Below are 16,456 nucleotides of genomic sequence, written 5' to 3' on the forward strand. Positions count from 1 at the left end.
TGACGGAAATTCCCGGACCTGGAGCCCTATCCGATGAAACTCAGCCACAGCCCCGCCTCGCCCTATGTCCGCAAGGTGATGGTGGTGCTGCACGAGACCGGCCAGCTTGACGATGTCGAGCTCGTGCCGACCGCGACGACGCCCATCGCCCCCTCGGCCGAGCTGATCGGGAAGAACCCGCTGGGCAAGATCCCGGCGCTGGAGCGCGACGACGGGCCGACGCTGTTCGACAGCCGGGTGATCTGCGCCTTTCTCGACGCCCGCGCCAATGCGGGGCTGTACGGCAGCGGCGCGCGGCACTGGGAGATCCGCACGCTGGAGGCCCTGGGCGACGGCATTCTCGACGCCGCGCTCTCGCTGACCTACGAGGCCCGCTTCCGCCCCGAGGACAAACGCGTGCCGGACTGGATGGAGGGGCAATGGGGCAAGGCGGCCAGAGCCTGCGCCGCGCTGGACCGCATGTGGATGAGCCATCTTGCCGGACCCTTCGACGCCGGACAGATCGCCGTCGCCTGCGCATTGGGCTATCTCGATTTCCGCCACGCCGCGCGCGATTGGCGCAAGGACAACCCCGCGCTTGCCGAGTGGTATGCAAGGATCGAATCGCGCCCGAGTCTGGCCGCAACGCGGCCCGCAGACCCGCGATGAACCGGGGCATGGCGCACATTGGCGGGAATTTTGCAACAAAGCCCGTCCTGTGCGACCACCTGTGCGCCTTTGACCGCTGGACGAATGTAACACACACCGTTAATTAGCCGAACCGTGACGCCGCATTTCTTATGCGGCCCCTAAGGATGTCAGCCCCGTGCCGGGCCTTGGAATTGGAGCAAATCTCGTGTCCCACGCAGAAGATCACGAAGGCACCCGGAGAGACTTTCTCTACTTCGCGACTGCCGGTGCAGGTGCCGTCGCGGCCGGAGCCGCCGTCTGGCCGCTGGTCAACCAGATGAACCCGTCGGCCGACGTGCAGGCGCTGTCGTCGATCCTCGTCGATGTGAGCGGTGTCGAAGTCGGCACCCAGCTGACGGTCAAGTTCCTCGGCAAGCCGGTGTTCATCCGCCGCCGGACCGAGGAAGAGATCGCCGCAGCCCGCGAAGTGGACCTGGCCACGCTGCCCGACCAGAACGCCGAAAACGCCAACCTCGGTGCCGGCACCCCGGCGACCGACGAGAACCGCGCAATGCCCGGCAAGGAAGAATGGCTGGTCATGATGGGTGTCTGCACCCACCTCGGCTGCGTGCCGCTCGGCAACGCATCGGGTGACTTCGGCGGCTGGTTCTGCCCCTGCCACGGCTCGCACTACGACACCGCGGGCCGCATCCGCAAAGGCCCCGCACCGCGCAACCTGCCGGTGCCGGTGGTCAAGTTCATCGACGACAACACGATCCAGCTGGGATAAGGGAACGCAAGAATGGCCGGTATTCCGCACGATCATTACGAACCGAAATCGGGCATCGAGAAGTGGGTGGACAGCCGTCTGCCCGTGATCGGTCTGCTCTATGACACCCTGATGATCCCGACCCCCCGCAACCTGAACTGGTGGTGGATCTGGGGCATCGTCCTCGCCTTCTGCCTTGCGCTGCAGATCGTGACCGGCATCGTGCTGGCCATGCACTACACGCCGCATGTCAGCCTGGCCTTCGCCTCGGTCGAGCATATCATGCGCGACGTGAACGGCGGCTACATGCTGCGCTACCTGCACGCAAACGGCGCTTCGCTGTTCTTCCTCGCCGTCTACATCCACATCTTCCGCGGCCTGTTCTACGGCTCCTACAAGGCGCCCCGCGAGATAACCTGGATCGTCGGCATCGTGATCTACCTGCTGATGATGGCCACCGCCTTCATGGGCTACGTGCTGCCCTGGGGCCAGATGTCCTTCTGGGGTGCCACGGTTATCACCGGCATCCTCGGCGCGGTTCCCTTCGTCGGACCGGACATCCAGACCTGGATCCTGGGCGGCCCGGCTGTGGACAACGCCACGCTGAACCGCTTCTTCTCGCTGCACTACCTGCTGCCCTTCGTCATCGCGGGCCTGGTGATCGTGCATATCTGGGCCTTCCACACCACCGGCAACAACAACCCCACGGGTGTTGAGGTTCGCCGTGGTTCCAAGGCCGAGGCCAACAAGGACACCCTGCCCTTCTGGCCCTACTTCGTGATCAAGGATCTCTTCGCCCTGGCGCTGGTCTTGGTGATCTTCTTCGCGGTTGTCGGCTTCATGCCGAACTACCTCGGCCACCCCGACAACTATATCGAGGCCAACCCGCTGGCGACGCCCGCGCACATCGTGCCGGAATGGTACTTCCTGCCGTTCTACGCCATCCTGCGCGCCTTCACCGGCGAGGTCTGGGTCGTGCAGGCCGCGTCCTTCCTGACCGGCGGCATCATCGACGCCAAGTTCTTCGGCGTGCTTGCGATGTTCGGCGCCATCCTGGCCATGGCCCTGGTGCCCTGGCTTGACACCTCGAGCGTTCGCTCGGGCCGTTACCGCCCGATGTTCCGCTGGTGGTTCTACCTGCTGGTGATCGACTTCTTTGCGCTGATGTGGCTGGGTTCCATGCCCGCGGAAGAGCCCTATGCCAGCTTCTCGCTGATCGCCTCGGCCTACTGGTTCGCCTACTTCCTGGTCATCCTGCCGATCCTCGGCGTGATCGAGAAGCCCGAGCCGACCCCGGCGACCATCGAAGAGGACTTTGCCGCCCACTATGGCAAGTCCGACGCCACGCCTGCCGAATAAGAAAAGGACGGGACAGATGTTCAAGAAACTCGCACTCGGCAGCATCCTCGCCCTGAGCCTGGCTCCGCTTTCCGCCCAGGCGGCGGGAGGCACAGGCCATGTCGAGGACTTCGCCTTCTCCTTCGAAGGCCCCTTCGGCACCTATGACCGCAACCAGCTGCAACGCGGCCTGCAGGTCTTCACCGAGGTCTGCTCGGCCTGCCACGGGCTCAAGTTCGTGCCGATCCGCACCCTGGCCGACGAAAGCGGCCTGGGCCTCCCCGAGGATCAGGTGCGCGCCTATGCCGCCAACTTCGATGTCTACGACCCCGAGTTGGACGACACCCGCCCGGGCAAGCCGACCGACCACTTCCCGGCCAACACCGGCGCCGGCGCACCGGACCTCAGCCTGATGGCCAAGGCCCGCGCAGGCTTCCACGGGCCCTATGGCTCGGGGATCAACCAGCTGGTCAAGGGCATGGGCGGACCGGAATACATCGCCTCGATCCTGACCGGCTATACCGGCGAGACGAAGGAAGAGGCCGGCGTGACGCTGTACGAGAACACCGCCTTCCCCGGCGGCTGGATCGGTATGGCCCCGCCGGTTTCGGACGGGCTGGTCGAATATGCCGACGGGCACAGCAACGACGCACACCACATCGCGCAGGACGTCGCTGCCTTCCTGATGTGGAGCGCGGAACCGAAGATGATGGAGCGCAAGCAGGCCGGCCTTCTGGGCGTTCTGTTCCTCGGCATCTTCACCGTGCTGCTCTACCTGACCAACAAGAAGCTCTGGGCCCCGCACAAGGGCAAGAAGCACGCCTGATCCGGGATCATCCCGACAGACCGGAACCCCCGCGCACCCGCGCGGGGGTTTTTTCTTGCCCGGCGTCAGCTGTCTGCGGTCACCGAGACCACCTGCTCGGTCAGGTTCACCGCGCCGCCATAGATCGTCATGAAGGCGATGTCGGCGGCATCGCGGCCGTCGCAGATCTTCACCAGCCCTTCCGGCCCTGCCATGCCGGTCGCATCGACCAGGTGCCAGTTGCCGTCGAGGTAGACCTCGGCCACGGCGTGGAAGTCCGGCGGCGTGACGGTGGCGCCATAGACCGAGGCGATCCGCGCCGGGATGCAGGAGGCGCGCACGAGGGTGATGACCAGATGCGCGAAATCGCGGCAGACGCCCTGCCGCGCGACGAAAGTGTCCAGCGCCGTGGTATGGGCGTTGCTGACGCCGGCGGCATAGGTGAGATGTTCGGCCACCCAGTCGGCGATGGCTTGCACCCGCGCCCCGCCAGTCGTCTCTGCGAATTCGGAGGTCACGAAGGAGGCGAACTCGTCGGAGGGGCAATAGCGCGAGGCCACCATGTAGCGCAGGACCTCGTCCGGCAGTTCCTGCACCGGCACGGCCGGCAGGGAGGCGAGCTCGGCGGCGCTGCGGTCCACCTCCACCTCGGCCCGGTAGGTGCAGCGGAACTGCCCCTGGGCGCGCGCCCAGACGGTGCTGGAGGGCGCTTCGCGGATCGCCAGGGCGGTTTCCGAGGTATAGCCGTGCTGCAGCACCCGCTGGCCTTGGTGACGCCCTGCACCGATGCGCAGCATGATGTCGGCGCCCTCGGGCACCTCGTAGTCCAGCGTCACCTCGACGCTGACGCGCCGCGCGGTGTCGGTGCCGGGTGACGACTGGGGTCCGGGTTGCACGGTCTGGGCGGTCATGGCGTCTCCTTGGGGCGGGAGCCCGGCACAGAGCGGCACCGGACACCCCCGCCAACGCATGATCCCCGGCAAGCGTTCCCCGACTGCGTGCGGCCCGTCAGCTCAGCGGTGGAAGCCCGCCGCCCGGTCGAAGTGCACCGCCCCCATGCCGGCCACGGCGGCGCGCAGCTTTGCATCCGCGGGGCCGTAGACATACAGCCGGTCCGGCGCGAAGACCTTGAGGAAGCGCCCGGCGAACTTTGCGCCGAAATTGCCCAGGTGCACCATCGCGGCGGCGCTGTCGGCATAGCGTTCGATCACCGTGCAGCGGCTCTTGTCGGCGCTCATGTAGTATTCGTAGACCAGCGCGCCCGGCTCATCGGCCTGGGTGGCGGCCACCATCTCTTCCAGCAGCGGCATGACGTTCTCCGCCTGCCCCTCCTGCACCTTCATCTCGAGAACCCATTCGATGATCGCGCTCATGGCCCGCCCTCCCCCGGCTTGGACGTCCAGCGTAACGCCTCAGCCCGCCGGGCAACAAACGATTCGCTCAGGCGGTCAGGGCCTCGCCGTCGCGGCCGGTGATGGTGGCGGTGACGATGGCGCCCTCGGCGCGCGGCTGGGCGAAGCGAACCTCGGTGAACTGCTCGGTGCGGCCCATCAGAGGGCTTTCCATCAGGATGCGGTGGCTGCGGCCGATCTGGGCCGCCAGGTGACGGCCCAGAGCCGCCTCGCCCGCCGTGCGCAGCCGTGCGGCGCGGTCCTTGATCGCCGGGCCCGCCACCTGCGGCATCCGCGCCGCGGGCGTGCCCGGACGGCGGGAATAGGGGAAGACGTGCAGGAAGCTGAGGTCGCAATCCTCGACCAGCTTCAGCGAGTTGTCGAAATGCGCCTCGGTCTCGGTCGGGAAACCGGCGATGATATCGGCGCCGAAGGTCATCTCGGGCCGCAGCCGCCGGGCGTCCTCGCAGAAGGCGATCGCGTCTTCGCGGGAATGCCGCCGCTTCATCCGCTTGAGAATCAGGTTGTCGCCGTGCTGCAGGCTGAGGTGCAGGTGCGGCATCAGCCGCGGCTCGGTGGCGATGGCCTGCATCAGCCGGTCGTCCGCCTCGATCGAATCGATCGACGAGATCCGCAGGCGCGGCAGGTCGGGCACCAGCTTGAGGATGCGCAGCACCAGGTCGCCCAGCGGCGGTTCGCCCGGCAGGTCGGCGCCCCAGCTGGTCAGGTCGACACCGGTCAGCACCACCTCGTTGAAGCCCTTGTCGACCAGCCGCTTGATCTGCTCGACCACCACGCCCGCCGGAACCGAGCGCGAGTTGCCGCGCCCGAAGGGGATGATGCAGAAGGTGCAGCGGTGATCGCAGCCGTTCTGGACCTGCACATAGGCGCGGTGCCGCCCGAATCCGTCGATCAGGTGGCCTGCGGTCTCGGTCACCGACATGATGTCGTCGACCACCACGCGCTCGGTGCCGAAATCGCCGCTCAGCGCAGCCCAGGTGCCGGCCTGCATCTTCTCGGTGTTGCCGATCACCGCGTCGACCTCGGGCATGGCCGCGAAGGTCTCGGGTTCGATCTGCGCCGCGCAGCCGGTTACGATGACCCGCGCATCGGGGTTCTCGCGCCGCAGCCGGCGAATCTCCTGCCGCGCCTTGCGCACCGCCTCGGCGGTCACGGCGCAGGTGTTGACGATGACGGCATTCTCGAGCCCCGCCCCCTGGGCGAGCTCCTTCATCGCCTCGGTCTCGTAGGCGTTGAGCCGGCAGCCGAGCGTGGTGAACTTGGGCGCGTTCATGCGAGCGAGGCCAGGAAGGCCGGCGTCAGCCGCGCGTCGAAGACATGCGCCGTCGGGCCGGTCATCCAGACGCCATCCTCGCGCCAGTCGACCTGCAGCGTGCCGCCGTCGAGGTCGATGGTCACCCGGCGGCCCGTGAGGCCACGCCGGGCCGCCGCCACGGCGGTGGCGCAGGAGGAGGAGCCCGAGGCCAGCGTCAGCCCCGCCCCGCGCTCCCACACGCGCATCCGGATGCGGTCGGGGCCGGTGATCTGCGCCACCTGCACGTTGGTGCGTTGCGGGTAGAGCGGGTGATGCTCGTGCTCGGGACCGAAACGGTCGAGGTCCACTGCCATCACGTCGTCGACGAAGAAGGTGCAATGCGGGTTGCCCATGCCGGTGGCGACCGGGTTGCCCGCGATCGGCAGCGAGAGCGTGTCCATCGCATGGGCCAGCGGGATCTCGGCCCAGTCGAGCTGCGGCGCACCCATGTTGACCGAGGTCAGCCCACCGCCGGCATCGACCGCCGCCAGGGTGCCCCGGTCGGTGGTGAGCGTCAGGGCGGTCTTGCCGGTCTCCTCCATCAGGAAACGGGCGATGCAGCGGGTGGCATTGCCGCAGGCCGCCGAGGTCGAACCATCGGAATTGTAGAAGGTCAGATGGGCGTCGCCGCTGCCGCGGGTGATCACCGCCAGCTGGTCGAATCCTGCCCCGCGATGCCGGTCACCCAGCGCCTGCGCCAACGCCGGCGTGATCGAAACAGCGCGCGCGCGGGCATCGACAACGACAAAGTCGTTGCCCAGCCCATGCATCTTCATGAAGGGCAGGCCGTCATGTTCCAGATCGCTCATGGGCGCGCATATACTCCCGCCGCGCGGACGAATCCAGAGCCGCGAAAAAAAAGCGGAATTTTGGGCTTGACCCCGACTGCGACCCCTTCTAGGAACGCCGCCGAAGACCCGAGGGGATTGATCGCTTCGGGTTTCACCGCGCAGAAGATCGTGGTTGATCCCGACGGAACAATCATCATATGAGCGCAGGGGACGGGCAACCGTCTCGCGTTAGAAGTGGGCCGTTAGCTCAGCTGGTAGAGCAACTGACTTTTAATCAGTAGGTCGATGGTTCGAACCCATCACGGCTCACCACTTCTTCCTTGAAAACAAACGAAAATCCAGCAATCCGACAAAGTCGCGTCCGACAGTCCGACAGCGTCCGTGTCGGACGCATCAGTGCACCCTCTGCATTTGCTCTTTCGGCTGATTCGACACTTCCGCCGCAGCGTGGATCGCGGAGACTAGGTTGAACACACACATAGCGCACCAGCAGCCGGAGCCTGTAAGGTGCGCGGTTTGATTGCCGTCGATCATCACGACAGTCCAAGTCTTGATGCCGGCTTCCTCGGCCAACTTGCCCAGCTCGCTGGTCAGTTTGTCCATCCTGGCGGCTTGGTCTGCGGTCATGCCTTCTTCCTCTCTTGCGGCTCGGGCCGGCGGATCGACAGCACCGCGCGGCTGGCGGTGGCAAAGCTTGCCGGCATGTAGGTTTCCTGCAGGCGCGGATCGAGCGCGGCCGAGTTGCCCAGGACGTCGCCCACATCGTCGTCACTCGCACCGCCGGCACGCGCCAGGACGGCGAAGGTGCGGCGCAGATCCCTGAACTGCAGCTGGTCGCGGCCGGTCAGGCTCGACACCTGCTTGGCGGCGGCCTCACGCACTTCTTCGAAGCGGGCGCCGAACAGGTCGACGCTGTAGGGCTGCCCGGTGCGTTCATCCAGCAGCAGGTGGTCCTCCGGCTCGCCACCGTCCACCAGGAGGCGGCCGACCAGGCGCTGCACCACAAGGGGGTGCAGCTGCATCAGGCCCAGCGTGCCGCGCTTGGAGCGGTCTACCTGCCAGGACCAGGCACCATCCACCTTGCGCATGTCCGCCCGCTGGGAAGCCAGCACGTCGGTCTGGCGCTGCCCTTGCAGGGCAGACATCAGGCAGGCCGTTCCGACCGAGGCCAGGCCGACGGCGTCGGCAGCCGCGACCAGCGCGTCCAGCTCGGCCCAGCTCGCCACGCGTTGGCGCGGTTTCGGGATCGACATCTTCAATCGGCGGCACGGGTTGCTGTCCTCGGCGCGCCATTCGATCATCTCGGCGTGGTTCATCAGGATCGAGAACATGCCCAGCAGGCGCACCGCCTGGGTCTCCCCGGCCGACTGGCGCAAGGTCAGATACCATTGGCGCATGATCGCCTTGGAGAACGATCCTACGGGCTGTGCGCCCCACTTCTGGACGATCAGCCGCAGGTTCGCATCGTAGCTCTTCCGGGTCGCCGGACGCTTGTCCAGGTATTCGGGATCCCGCGTGTAGGAGGCGACCAGTGCGGCGATCGTGCGCCCGCCTGGGCCCGACCTGGTCGGCTGCTCGCCCCGCTTCCTGGCGTGGAATTCGTCGTTGAGCTTCATCGCCTGACGAACCGACCAGGTCGGCCGATCTGGATCCAGCTCGACGGGCTCGAGCCCGAGGGCGCGCCCGGTGGCCGAGGGCTCCCACCAGACCCGCCAGCTGCCGTCAGAGCGCCGACGCTGCCGCAGGTGCTGGATCCGGGTACCGATTGGGGAACGAGCGCTCATATTGGATCCTCGATCAGTTCGGCTTGTCGGTCGACGCCATCAGCGTCTCCAGTGTCCGCTTGTGAAATCGGTCAACTTCGGAGTGCCAATGATCGAAGAACTCCAGGTCGCCTTCGGTCGGTTCGCTGCCCTCGTCCAGGCCGTACATCATCAGTGCCGCAATTTCGCTCGCACCCGCGAAAAAGCAGGTGCGCATCGCTGCAATCTGACTTTCCGAAGCTCCGGGATAGACGGACCTTTGGAACACCTTGAAGGTTTCATCCACCAGCTTGCCTTGTCTGGCCAGCTTTCGGATTGTCGGACGGGTGACCTTCGCCATTCTTTCCAAGCTGCTCATGCCTGCCTCGCCATCTCAAACAGCACCACGTTCGGCCCCGACACGGCCCGTGTCCCGAAGATGCCATGCTCTTCGACCCAGGCGGCGATCGCGTCGCGCCGCCACTTGAGGGGGCGCAGGCAGGTCGGCATGGGTGCCGGGAAGCGCTCTCGCTTCTCCAGGCGATCGCGTGCCCGCAGGAACGCCTCGCCGCTCTCGAAGCCCGTCATGCGGGCGACCTCGTCGGCCGTCACAAAGGTCATCGGCCCTGCTCCGTCCTGGACTGCATGTCTCTCCAGCGCGCCATGGCGCCGTGGAAATCGTCCTGCGTCTCCGGCGCAGGATCCGGCTTGCGCCCGCCGCCGCGCACGATGCTCCAAGCGGTCGAGCCGGCGAGGAAGACAAGCCCTGCCCCGCCGACCCAGGTGAAGATATCAACGAATGTTTGCCACATGCTCGCCTCAGCTGCTGGCCCCGGCGCGCCGCGTGCCACCGGGGCTCTGATGTTCAGGGGCGGACCGAAATACAGCCCGCAGCGGCCCCTGTCCGTGAGTGTGGAGTGGCGGCGGCACGCATCAGCTCGGCGATATAGCCGGCGATGGTGGCGCCTTTCATGCCGTTGCAGCCGAGCTGGGCGGCCCACAGGGCGAGAGTGTCGCAGGCCAGCTCGTAGCCTTCGCGTTGCGCAGGCGTCAGGGTCTGAATTGTCGGCCCGTTCGTCATGTCAGTGCTGCGGCAGGAAGATCACGTTGGACGGTGCCTGGCTGATGTCGTTGACCAGGGCCATGGCCTGCCGGTATTGGCGCAGCTCTTCCGCCAGCTGCGGCAGGTTCTGGATGATCAGCACGAGGTCGCTTTCGGCCGTCGCTTCTTCTCGCTGAAGTGCGTGGCCCGCGGCGATGATCCGATCCAGAACAGGATCCGAGATCATGCCACCGCGGGCCTTCTCGACAGATATTGCCTGATTATTGCCCATCTTTTGCCTCATTGTTCTCTAGCAATGAGCGCACGTTACGAGTGGCTACCCGTGACTGTCAACACAGATTTTGTGATTATCACCTATTTGGTGATCGCGTGCGACGCATTCGCACAATAGCCCTGTCGGCCGCCCACCTCGCAAAAGGTTCGACAGCGAGCAAGATCAAAGCGATGGGCGCGACCACCCCAACGAACAGAGCCCCATAAAAAAGCTCCGATCCGCGAAGTAGGGAAACGGGCCACACCATCGCTATGGTTAGTAAAGAGATCGAGACCATAGCCCTAGTGGCCCAACGGTCATATGCGACATCGTAAATGCGCCGCTCTTCTGGCGTGAGGTCCCGTATCACGGCCAACGCCAGCAGGCAATCACCATGCCCCTAATCACGACATTTCGGCCATCGACGACGTCGACGCGCTGCTCCGTCGGATCGCCAGATGCGGATATCAGCACCGGCGGCTCGTAGCGCCGCAGCAACGTGGCATAGTCGCCATTGCGGCCATATTTATGAGCAATTACAACATCTCCAGACCGAACAAGCTCACTGCGCGTGGCGTCGACCAACAGGAAATCTCCTGGCAGATAACCCGCCAGGGACAAGGCCAACCCCTTCACGCGCCACAGATTTAGTTCGGCGGAATTTTCGCCTAGCGCCCGCGCGATCGCCGCAAATTTCGCCGCTTCCGCTGGCCGGGGCACATACGGCGCCACGTCGCTTTCGGAATAGCTGGGCGCGAGCTGCTGGGCTTCTTCGTCCTCCAGAACGCCGGCGTGCGCCAATACATCAGCCAGGCTGACGCCAAGGATCTTGGCAAAACCGCGCGCCTGGGCGTGGCTCATTGGCTGGCGCTCGGTGTAGATCCGGGACACTACGGAGCGATCTCTACCCAGTTCGCGCGCAATATCCTCGGCTGTGACGCCGGCTTTTTTCTGTTGATCCTTAAACCACTTAGCGTCCATCTTCGCAAAGTAGGCACCCGCGACTACTAATTTCAGGGTGATTTTCACAAATTTTGCATTGCCAAATCAGGCGGCCACACTCTAGATGTTGCGTCATGAGTAGCCACCTGACACCACTTGAAGTATGTGAACGCCTGATTGCCCCGGCCAAGGCGCTGGGTCCAATTCTGGGCTACAAGGAGAAGGCCGCCTATGCTTGGCGGCAGGGCTCCAAGTGGCGCGATGCTGGCGACATGCCTCCCGACGCCAACCGCCGAGCGCTCGCTTATGCCAGGGCTCGTGGCATCCCTCTCACGGCCGATCACCTGATCCACGGCGCCGAGCGATCCGAAATCGACGCTCTGCTCGCCGAGAAGGTCGCGGCCGAATGAATTACTGCCGGCCTCATATCGCGGTCCGCCCGATGTGGGGCCTTGCCTCGCCCGCCGGTTCACTCCCTGTTGACGGCCGGGCAACTCAGCGGACGGTTCGCCTTCCCTCTTCCTCCCCGAGGGCGACCGTCCGCCATTTCTCTTCCGATCAGCCTGCACGAGTAGTCACCCCCCCAGGTAGTGGCAGGCTGTCCCGTGGTGCGGTGGGGCAGCAGCACCGCACCACGGGCGAAATGTCCTCCCGCGTCGATCTGCCAATTAGCGCGGTTGCAGGACCCCTGCCGGGCGGCGTCGGGACACGCCGCCCGGCGGCGGGGAGGTCGCAATGACCTATGACCAGATCGTGGCCGTGAAATTCGACGCCTTCGCCGTCGCGATGCAGGCCAAGGCCGGCGGGCTGCAGCAGCTCGACATCGACGCCCTGGTGACGAAGTCGGAGCAGCTGCTGGGCAGCGCGCACCGCCTGTCCCTGGCGATCACCCATTTCGCGACGATGTGGGACGTGGCGCAGTCGGATCCCCAGCGCGTGTCCCTGGGCGACGAGCTGCTGACCTTCGTCCAGGCGCTGAACATGCCGGAACCGCCCGGCCAGGACCGGAGGGATCTGCATGGATGAACAACGGCTCACCCTTCACGATCACGAGCTGGCTGCCGTGCTGACCGCCGTGGTGACCGAGCGCGCGCCGCGCGCCGATCGTGAAGCCTACATGCTTGATCGGCTGCGCCGCGCGGCATCGAACGCCAACGCCGAGAACCGCCGCGTGCGCCCGATGATCGACGCCGCGGCGCTGTTCGGCAGCGTGCGCGACAGCAACGACCGCTGCGCCGCCCATCTGCGCGCCTCGGCAGCTGTCTGCGATTTCTTCTACTGGCGCAGCCTGATCATCATGGACGAGATCACCGCCCGCCAGTCGCAAAACAGGGGGGCTGCGTGAACGAATGGCCACCCAACAAGACTATTCGGTGCAGCAGATCAAGGAACTGCTGCTGAGGGAAAAATTCGCGTACCTGCTGGATAGGTTCGCGCCATCCGCCAACGGCAGCCATACCGATCATCAGGGCCGCTACTTCACCCTCAATCCTGGACGCCAGGACCGGAACGTCGGCAGCTTCTATGTCAACACGCGGGAACCGCGCCTCGGCTACTGGCAGGACTTCGCGACCGGCGAACATGGCGACATCATCGACCTGATCGCGCTCTTTCGGCGCTGTTCCAACGCCGAGGCAATCCGCGAGGCGCGCGAGATCCTCGGCCTTGAGCGCGAGACCGAAGCCGATCGGAAGAAACGCCAGGACGACGCCGACCGCTTCGCAGCTCAGAGGAAGGCGGATCAGGAGCGCGCCCAGGCTGATCTCGCCGAGCGCAGCCGCCGCGCGGTCGGTCTCTGGCATCATTCGGTGCCCGAGCTGCGCGGCACGCCGGTCCACCGCTACCTGCAGGACGTCCGCAAGGTCGACCTGGACCGTCTGCGTCGCCAGCCTGGCGCCCTGCGATATCGGCCGGACTGCCGCTACTACCACGTCGACCAGGAAACCGGCGAAGTGACCGAGGGCGAATTCCCGGCGATGGTCGCGCTGATCCAGAACCTGGCGGGCGAGCCCGTCGGCGTGCATCGAACCTACCTGGCACAGGATCCGGCCGGCCGCTGGAACAAGGCGCCGGTGCCCAAGGCCAAGCTGACGCTCGGTCCCTGGGCGGGCGGTCATATCTCGATCTGGAAGGGCATCGGCCCCAGAGGCGGCAAGCCCTGCGCGCTGAAGGATGTCCCGCCAGGCACCCACCTCTACATCACCGAGGGGATCGAGGACGCCATGAGCGTGGTCGACCTGATCCCCGAGGCCCGCGTGATCTGCGCCATCAGCCTGTCGAACCTCGGCCAGGTCGAGCTGCCCGACGCGATCGACAGCATCACCCTGGTGGCTGATCGGGACAGCAACGAGGACGCGCGCAAGGCGCTGATCCGCGCGATCGCCAGGCACCAGGACAAGGGCCGCACCGTGCGCGTCTTCCAGAACGACTGGGGCGGCAAGGACCTGAACGACGCGCTGCGCGCGGCGCGGGAAGACGAGGGAGGCGAGGCATGAGCGGCAACGGCTACGGCACCTACCGGACCAGCAGATACGATGACATGCGCGCCTATGACGCGCTGCCACCTGAAGCAAGGGCAATGCTGCGAACGGCAGTGGGAAGCTGGGCCGCAGAGAGTATCGGCGAGAACCTTATGCAGCTGACCGGCCGGCTCGGGCTGAGCATGCTCCAGGCCGTTGCGATCAGTGCTGAGAATATTCGGAACAGAGAAGCAGAGGACACTTATCGCCACTACGGACCCAGCCATCCCGAAGCCGACAATCACGGCCGTCGCCTTAAACCTGCTCCTTCCGCCAACTGGGGGACCGCCCGATGACCGACGATGAATTCGGCCCCTGGATCGAGCATGACGGGGGCACAGGGCCGCACGTCAACGCTGAAATTGAGATCGTTTGCGATATGTCGTCCGGCGGGAAAAGGCCAGGGCCCCTTGAGAAAACCTGCTCTACATCTCCGTGGTGGATGTGGCGCTGGCGTAAGGTTCGCACCGGCTGGTTCAAATCTGAACTTCGACGGGTATGTGACGACCCGGAATTTGCCCCCATCATCCGCTACCGCATCCGCAAGCCCCGCGCCCTACGCGATCTCATCGAGCTGATCGCGAACCTCCCCGAGAGCGTCGACGCATGACCGACCAGCCCAGCGAAGATCCGATGGCCTGGCTGGACGATCCGTCCCTGAGCCTCGCCCCATCTGCGCGGACGCCGCGAAAGAAGCCGGCGCGCCCCAAGCCTCCGTCCGAAGACGAGTTGCGCAAGGCGCTGAAGGACGCCCCCGAGGCCGCGAAAGTGAAACCCAAAGCAAAAGGAAAGGGCCATGACGATGGAACTAAGAGAAGAACAGGCGATGCCCCCGGCAGTTCGGGCGATGATCGCGGGGCGAAGGGCAAAGGCCGAGGTTCATCCGGTGGTGGAGGCGATCGTCCGCCAGCAGGTCGAGCCCGTGGTGAGATCTTTGAGAACTGCCCGGTCACGCCTCTTGGGGTCAACGGCGATCTCTGCTTCTACCTGGACGTCCTAGGACAGCTGCGCTCGATCAAGAAGCACGAGGCGCAGATGATCCAGAGCCTCTTCGGCCGGGACATTCCGCGCCTCTGCCATGCCTTCCCCCAGTGGCGGCAGACACCTTCGGGCGGTTTCGAGCGTGTGCCGAACCGCTTCGACCAGACATCGGCGAGCCTGGTGATGTTCCAGGCGGTCAGCGAATGCGGGGTCTTCAACCCCGACAATGCCGTCCGCGGCGTCGGCGCCTGGACCGACGACGAGGGCGCCCTGGTCTATCACATGGGCGACCAGGTGCTGGTCGATGGCAAGGCGCACAAGCCTGGTCGCGTCGGCAGCCGGATCTATCCCGCTGCCGCGCCCATCCCGCACCCTGCGCCCACCGCAGAAGCCCCAGATCCCGTTCCCGAGCTGCTGCGCGTCCTGCGCACCTGGAACTGGACCAACCCCGAGATCCACCCGACCGTCGCCCTGGGCATGATCTGCGTCCAGATGCTCTGCGGCGCCCTCGACTGGCGTCCGGTCTTCTGGCTGCTGGCGCCGGCCGCGAGCGGCAAGAGCGAATTCCAGAAGCTGCTGAAGCTTATCCATGGCGATGACGGCCTGGTGCAGTCCAACGACGCCACCGAGCGTGGCATCACCTCGAAGCTGAAGCACTCCAGCCTGCCGGTCTCCCTGGACGAGCTCGAACCCGGCGACGAGCGTTCGACCAAGGAGCGCGACATCATCAAGCTCGCCCGCGTCGCCGCATCCGGTGGCGAATGGTTCCGCGGCTCGGCCGACCAGTCGAGTGTCGGCGGCAAGGTCTATTCCTCCTTCCTGTTCAGCTCGATCCTGATCCCTGGCGTGATGAAGAGCCAGGACGTGCAGCGCCTGATCCGCCTGGAGATGAAGCCGCTGAAGGAGGGCGCTGCCAAACTCGCCCTGGTCCCGAAGGACTGGCGATCACGCGGCGCGATCCTGAAGCGGCTGCTGATAGACCGCTGGCACAGCTGGCCAGCACGCATGGCTGTCTGGCGCCACGCCCTGGAGAAGGCCGGCGTGCGCGGCCGTGACGCCGACAACTGGGGCACCGTGCTGGCCATGGCCGACATGGCGAGCCACGATGAGCTGCCGAACGAAGACGACGCGGCCGAGCTGGCGCACAAGGTGTCCTTCCTGGCAGCTGCAGGACGCGAAGAGACGATGAACGACAGCGAGGCGCTGCTGCTCCACCTGATGGGCCAGATCCTCGATCCTTACCGCAAGGGCGAGCTCCACACGATCGCGCAGTGGGTCCAGGCGGCCGCTGGCCTGCCAGGCGCACCGACGAACCTGGTAGACGAGGCCACCGCCACCGATCGCGAGCGCTGCGAGAAGGTCAACGCCAAGCTCGCCAAGTTCGGCCTGCGCGTCTACGGCACCAAGGACAAGGCGCAGCTGTTCATCGCCAACAAGAAGATCCCGGCCCTCAACGAGCTCTTCAAGGGCACCGAGTGGCATGGCGGTGTCTGGCAGCAATCGACCAGCCGGATACCTGGTGCAGAGCCCGTCCCCCAACCCCGCACGCTGGCCGGAATTCAGACGCGCGGCTACCTGGTGCCATTCGCCTCCATTCCCGGCCTGATGTCCTTCCCGATGGATCGGGACGACCGCGCGCCCACAACGCCGCAGACGAGCCCTGGCGCTGCTGATGACGGCTCCAGCATCGACGAATGGGGATGACCATGGGACAATCTCGTAACCCGCTGAAATCGCGCCAGTCTTTCCGCTTCTCCCCGACCCGTGGCCATGCCATTATTGACGCGCGGCTCGGGCTCCAGATCATGGGTCAGGGCCACAACGCCACAACGGCACGAAATTCAACCGTTGTGGCCACCGTTGTGGGCAAAAGTCCTTTGCTCTCAACAGGTTGCCCACCTCCCACAACGCCACAACGGCAATACAGCGTTTCCTCAC

Annotated in this window: 23 protein-coding genes and 1 tRNA gene; 12 read left to right on the forward strand and 12 right to left on the reverse strand. The window is 65.6% G+C overall.

All coding sequences use genetic code 11. From position 1 onward, the window contains the following. The first annotated feature begins 33 nt into the window (after positions 1–33). The 4 genes from IE266_RS00260 (at position 34) to IE266_RS00275 (ending at position 3,542) form a co-directional block, all read left to right on the forward strand. Complete coding sequence (locus tag IE266_RS00260; protein ID WP_189678025.1) at positions 34–648, forward strand: glutathione S-transferase; 615 nt, start codon at positions 34–36, stop codon at positions 646–648. Positions 649–835: 187 nt separating this feature from the next. Then, positions 836–1,399 (forward strand): ubiquinol-cytochrome c reductase iron-sulfur subunit, encoded by a 564-nt coding sequence (gene petA / locus IE266_RS00265; RefSeq protein WP_189678026.1) that lies wholly within the window; start codon positions 836–838, stop codon positions 1,397–1,399. Positions 1,400–1,411: 12 nt separating this feature from the next. Next, positions 1,412–2,737 carry a cytochrome b gene (gene petB, locus IE266_RS00270; RefSeq protein WP_189678027.1) on the forward strand — a complete coding sequence of 442 codons (1,326 nt, stop codon included), beginning with the start codon at positions 1,412–1,414 and terminating at the stop codon, positions 2,735–2,737. Between the two features lie 16 nt (positions 2,738–2,753). After that, on the forward strand, positions 2,754–3,542 hold the full coding sequence (locus IE266_RS00275; protein ID WP_189678028.1) for a cytochrome c1: 789 nt from the start codon (positions 2,754–2,756) through the stop codon (positions 3,540–3,542). A gap of 65 nt (positions 3,543–3,607) precedes the next feature. On the opposite strand, the gene IE266_RS00280 is transcribed toward IE266_RS00275, so the two are convergent. From IE266_RS00280 to dapF, 4 genes are all read right to left on the reverse strand, one after another. Next, entirely contained in the window at positions 3,608–4,432 is an 825-nt protein-coding gene (locus IE266_RS00280; RefSeq protein ID WP_229863849.1) for a transglutaminase-like domain-containing protein, read from the reverse strand. Positions 4,433–4,534: 102 nt separating this feature from the next. Further along, on the reverse strand, positions 4,535–4,894 hold the full coding sequence (locus IE266_RS00285) for a putative quinol monooxygenase (protein WP_189678029.1): 360 nt from the start codon (positions 4,892–4,894) through the stop codon (positions 4,535–4,537). Between the two features lie 67 nt (positions 4,895–4,961). Beyond that, a complete protein-coding gene (gene mtaB, locus IE266_RS00290; RefSeq protein ID WP_189678030.1) occupies positions 4,962–6,206 on the reverse strand; it encodes a tRNA (N(6)-L-threonylcarbamoyladenosine(37)-C(2))-methylthiotransferase MtaB in 1,245 nt (414 codons plus the stop codon). Further along, positions 6,203–7,036 carry a diaminopimelate epimerase gene (gene dapF, locus IE266_RS00295; RefSeq protein WP_189678031.1) on the reverse strand — a complete coding sequence of 278 codons (834 nt, stop codon included), beginning with the start codon at positions 7,034–7,036 and terminating at the stop codon, positions 6,203–6,205. Before dapF ends, mtaB begins: the two co-directional genes overlap by 4 nt. Positions 7,037–7,254: 218 nt before the next feature. Here dapF and IE266_RS00300 point away from each other — a divergent pair. Then, positions 7,255–7,330, forward strand: a tRNA-Lys gene (locus tag IE266_RS00300). Positions 7,331–7,411: 81 nt separating this feature from the next. Here the strand turns inward: IE266_RS00300 and IE266_RS00305 are convergent. The 8 genes from IE266_RS00305 to IE266_RS00340 form a co-directional block, all read right to left on the reverse strand. Next, on the reverse strand, positions 7,412–7,645 hold the full coding sequence (locus IE266_RS00305; protein WP_189678032.1) for a hypothetical protein: 234 nt from the start codon (positions 7,643–7,645) through the stop codon (positions 7,412–7,414). After that, positions 7,642–8,802, reverse strand: a complete 1,161-nt coding sequence (locus IE266_RS00310) for a site-specific integrase (protein WP_189678033.1) — start codon at positions 8,800–8,802, stop codon at positions 7,642–7,644. Before IE266_RS00310 ends, IE266_RS00305 begins: the two co-directional genes overlap by 4 nt. 13 nt (positions 8,803–8,815) lie before the next feature. Then, positions 8,816–9,139 (reverse strand): hypothetical protein, encoded by a 324-nt coding sequence (locus IE266_RS00315; protein ID WP_189678034.1) that lies wholly within the window; start codon positions 9,137–9,139, stop codon positions 8,816–8,818. Continuing rightward, positions 9,136–9,381, reverse strand: a complete 246-nt coding sequence (locus IE266_RS00320) for a helix-turn-helix transcriptional regulator (protein WP_189678035.1) — start codon at positions 9,379–9,381, stop codon at positions 9,136–9,138. The genes IE266_RS00315 and IE266_RS00320 overlap by 4 nt, the downstream gene beginning before the upstream one ends. Continuing rightward, entirely contained in the window at positions 9,378–9,572 is a 195-nt protein-coding gene (locus IE266_RS00325; protein ID WP_189678036.1) for a hypothetical protein, read from the reverse strand. The genes IE266_RS00320 and IE266_RS00325 overlap by 4 nt, the downstream gene beginning before the upstream one ends. 53 nt (positions 9,573–9,625) lie before the next feature. Next, the gene (locus IE266_RS00330) at positions 9,626–9,841 is read right to left on the reverse strand and encodes a hypothetical protein (protein WP_189678037.1); all 216 of its coding nucleotides are present in this window, start codon (positions 9,839–9,841) and stop codon (positions 9,626–9,628) included. Position 9,842: 1 nt separating this feature from the next. After that, entirely contained in the window at positions 9,843–10,094 is a 252-nt protein-coding gene (locus IE266_RS00335) for a hypothetical protein (RefSeq protein ID WP_189678038.1), read from the reverse strand. A gap of 348 nt (positions 10,095–10,442) precedes the next feature. Beyond that, on the reverse strand, positions 10,443–11,105 hold the full coding sequence (locus IE266_RS00340; RefSeq protein WP_189678039.1) for a LexA family transcriptional regulator: 663 nt from the start codon (positions 11,103–11,105) through the stop codon (positions 10,443–10,445). Between the two features lie 47 nt (positions 11,106–11,152). On the opposite strand from IE266_RS00340, the gene IE266_RS00345 reads away from it, so the two are divergent. The 7 genes from IE266_RS00345 (at position 11,153) to IE266_RS00375 (ending at position 16,222) form a co-directional block, all read left to right on the forward strand. Continuing rightward, positions 11,153–11,428: a hypothetical protein gene (locus IE266_RS00345; protein WP_189678040.1), complete on the forward strand. Its 276-nt coding sequence runs from the start codon at positions 11,153–11,155 to the stop codon at positions 11,426–11,428. A gap of 325 nt (positions 11,429–11,753) precedes the next feature. After that, positions 11,754–12,044: a hypothetical protein gene (locus IE266_RS00350; protein WP_189678041.1), complete on the forward strand. Its 291-nt coding sequence runs from the start codon at positions 11,754–11,756 to the stop codon at positions 12,042–12,044. Next, positions 12,037–12,363 carry a hypothetical protein gene (locus IE266_RS00355; RefSeq protein WP_189678042.1) on the forward strand — a complete coding sequence of 109 codons (327 nt, stop codon included), beginning with the start codon at positions 12,037–12,039 and terminating at the stop codon, positions 12,361–12,363. The genes IE266_RS00350 and IE266_RS00355 overlap by 8 nt, the downstream gene beginning before the upstream one ends. 4 nt (positions 12,364–12,367) lie before the next feature. Continuing rightward, a complete protein-coding gene (locus IE266_RS00360) occupies positions 12,368–13,513 on the forward strand; it encodes a DUF7146 domain-containing protein (protein WP_189678043.1) in 1,146 nt (381 codons plus the stop codon). Beyond that, entirely contained in the window at positions 13,510–13,833 is a 324-nt protein-coding gene (locus tag IE266_RS00365) for a DUF6525 family protein (RefSeq protein WP_189678044.1), read from the forward strand. The genes IE266_RS00360 and IE266_RS00365 overlap by 4 nt, the downstream gene beginning before the upstream one ends. Then, positions 13,830–14,147 (forward strand): hypothetical protein, encoded by a 318-nt coding sequence (locus IE266_RS00370; protein WP_189678045.1) that lies wholly within the window; start codon positions 13,830–13,832, stop codon positions 14,145–14,147. Before IE266_RS00365 ends, IE266_RS00370 begins: the two co-directional genes overlap by 4 nt. Beyond that, on the forward strand, positions 14,144–16,222 hold the full coding sequence (locus IE266_RS00375; protein WP_189678046.1) for a hypothetical protein: 2,079 nt from the start codon (positions 14,144–14,146) through the stop codon (positions 16,220–16,222). The genes IE266_RS00370 and IE266_RS00375 overlap by 4 nt, the downstream gene beginning before the upstream one ends. The last annotated feature ends 234 nt before the right edge of the window (positions 16,223–16,456 follow it).

Source organism: Seohaeicola zhoushanensis (assembly GCF_014656415.1).
Lineage (GTDB): Bacteria > Pseudomonadota > Alphaproteobacteria > Rhodobacterales > Rhodobacteraceae > Seohaeicola_A > Seohaeicola_A zhoushanensis.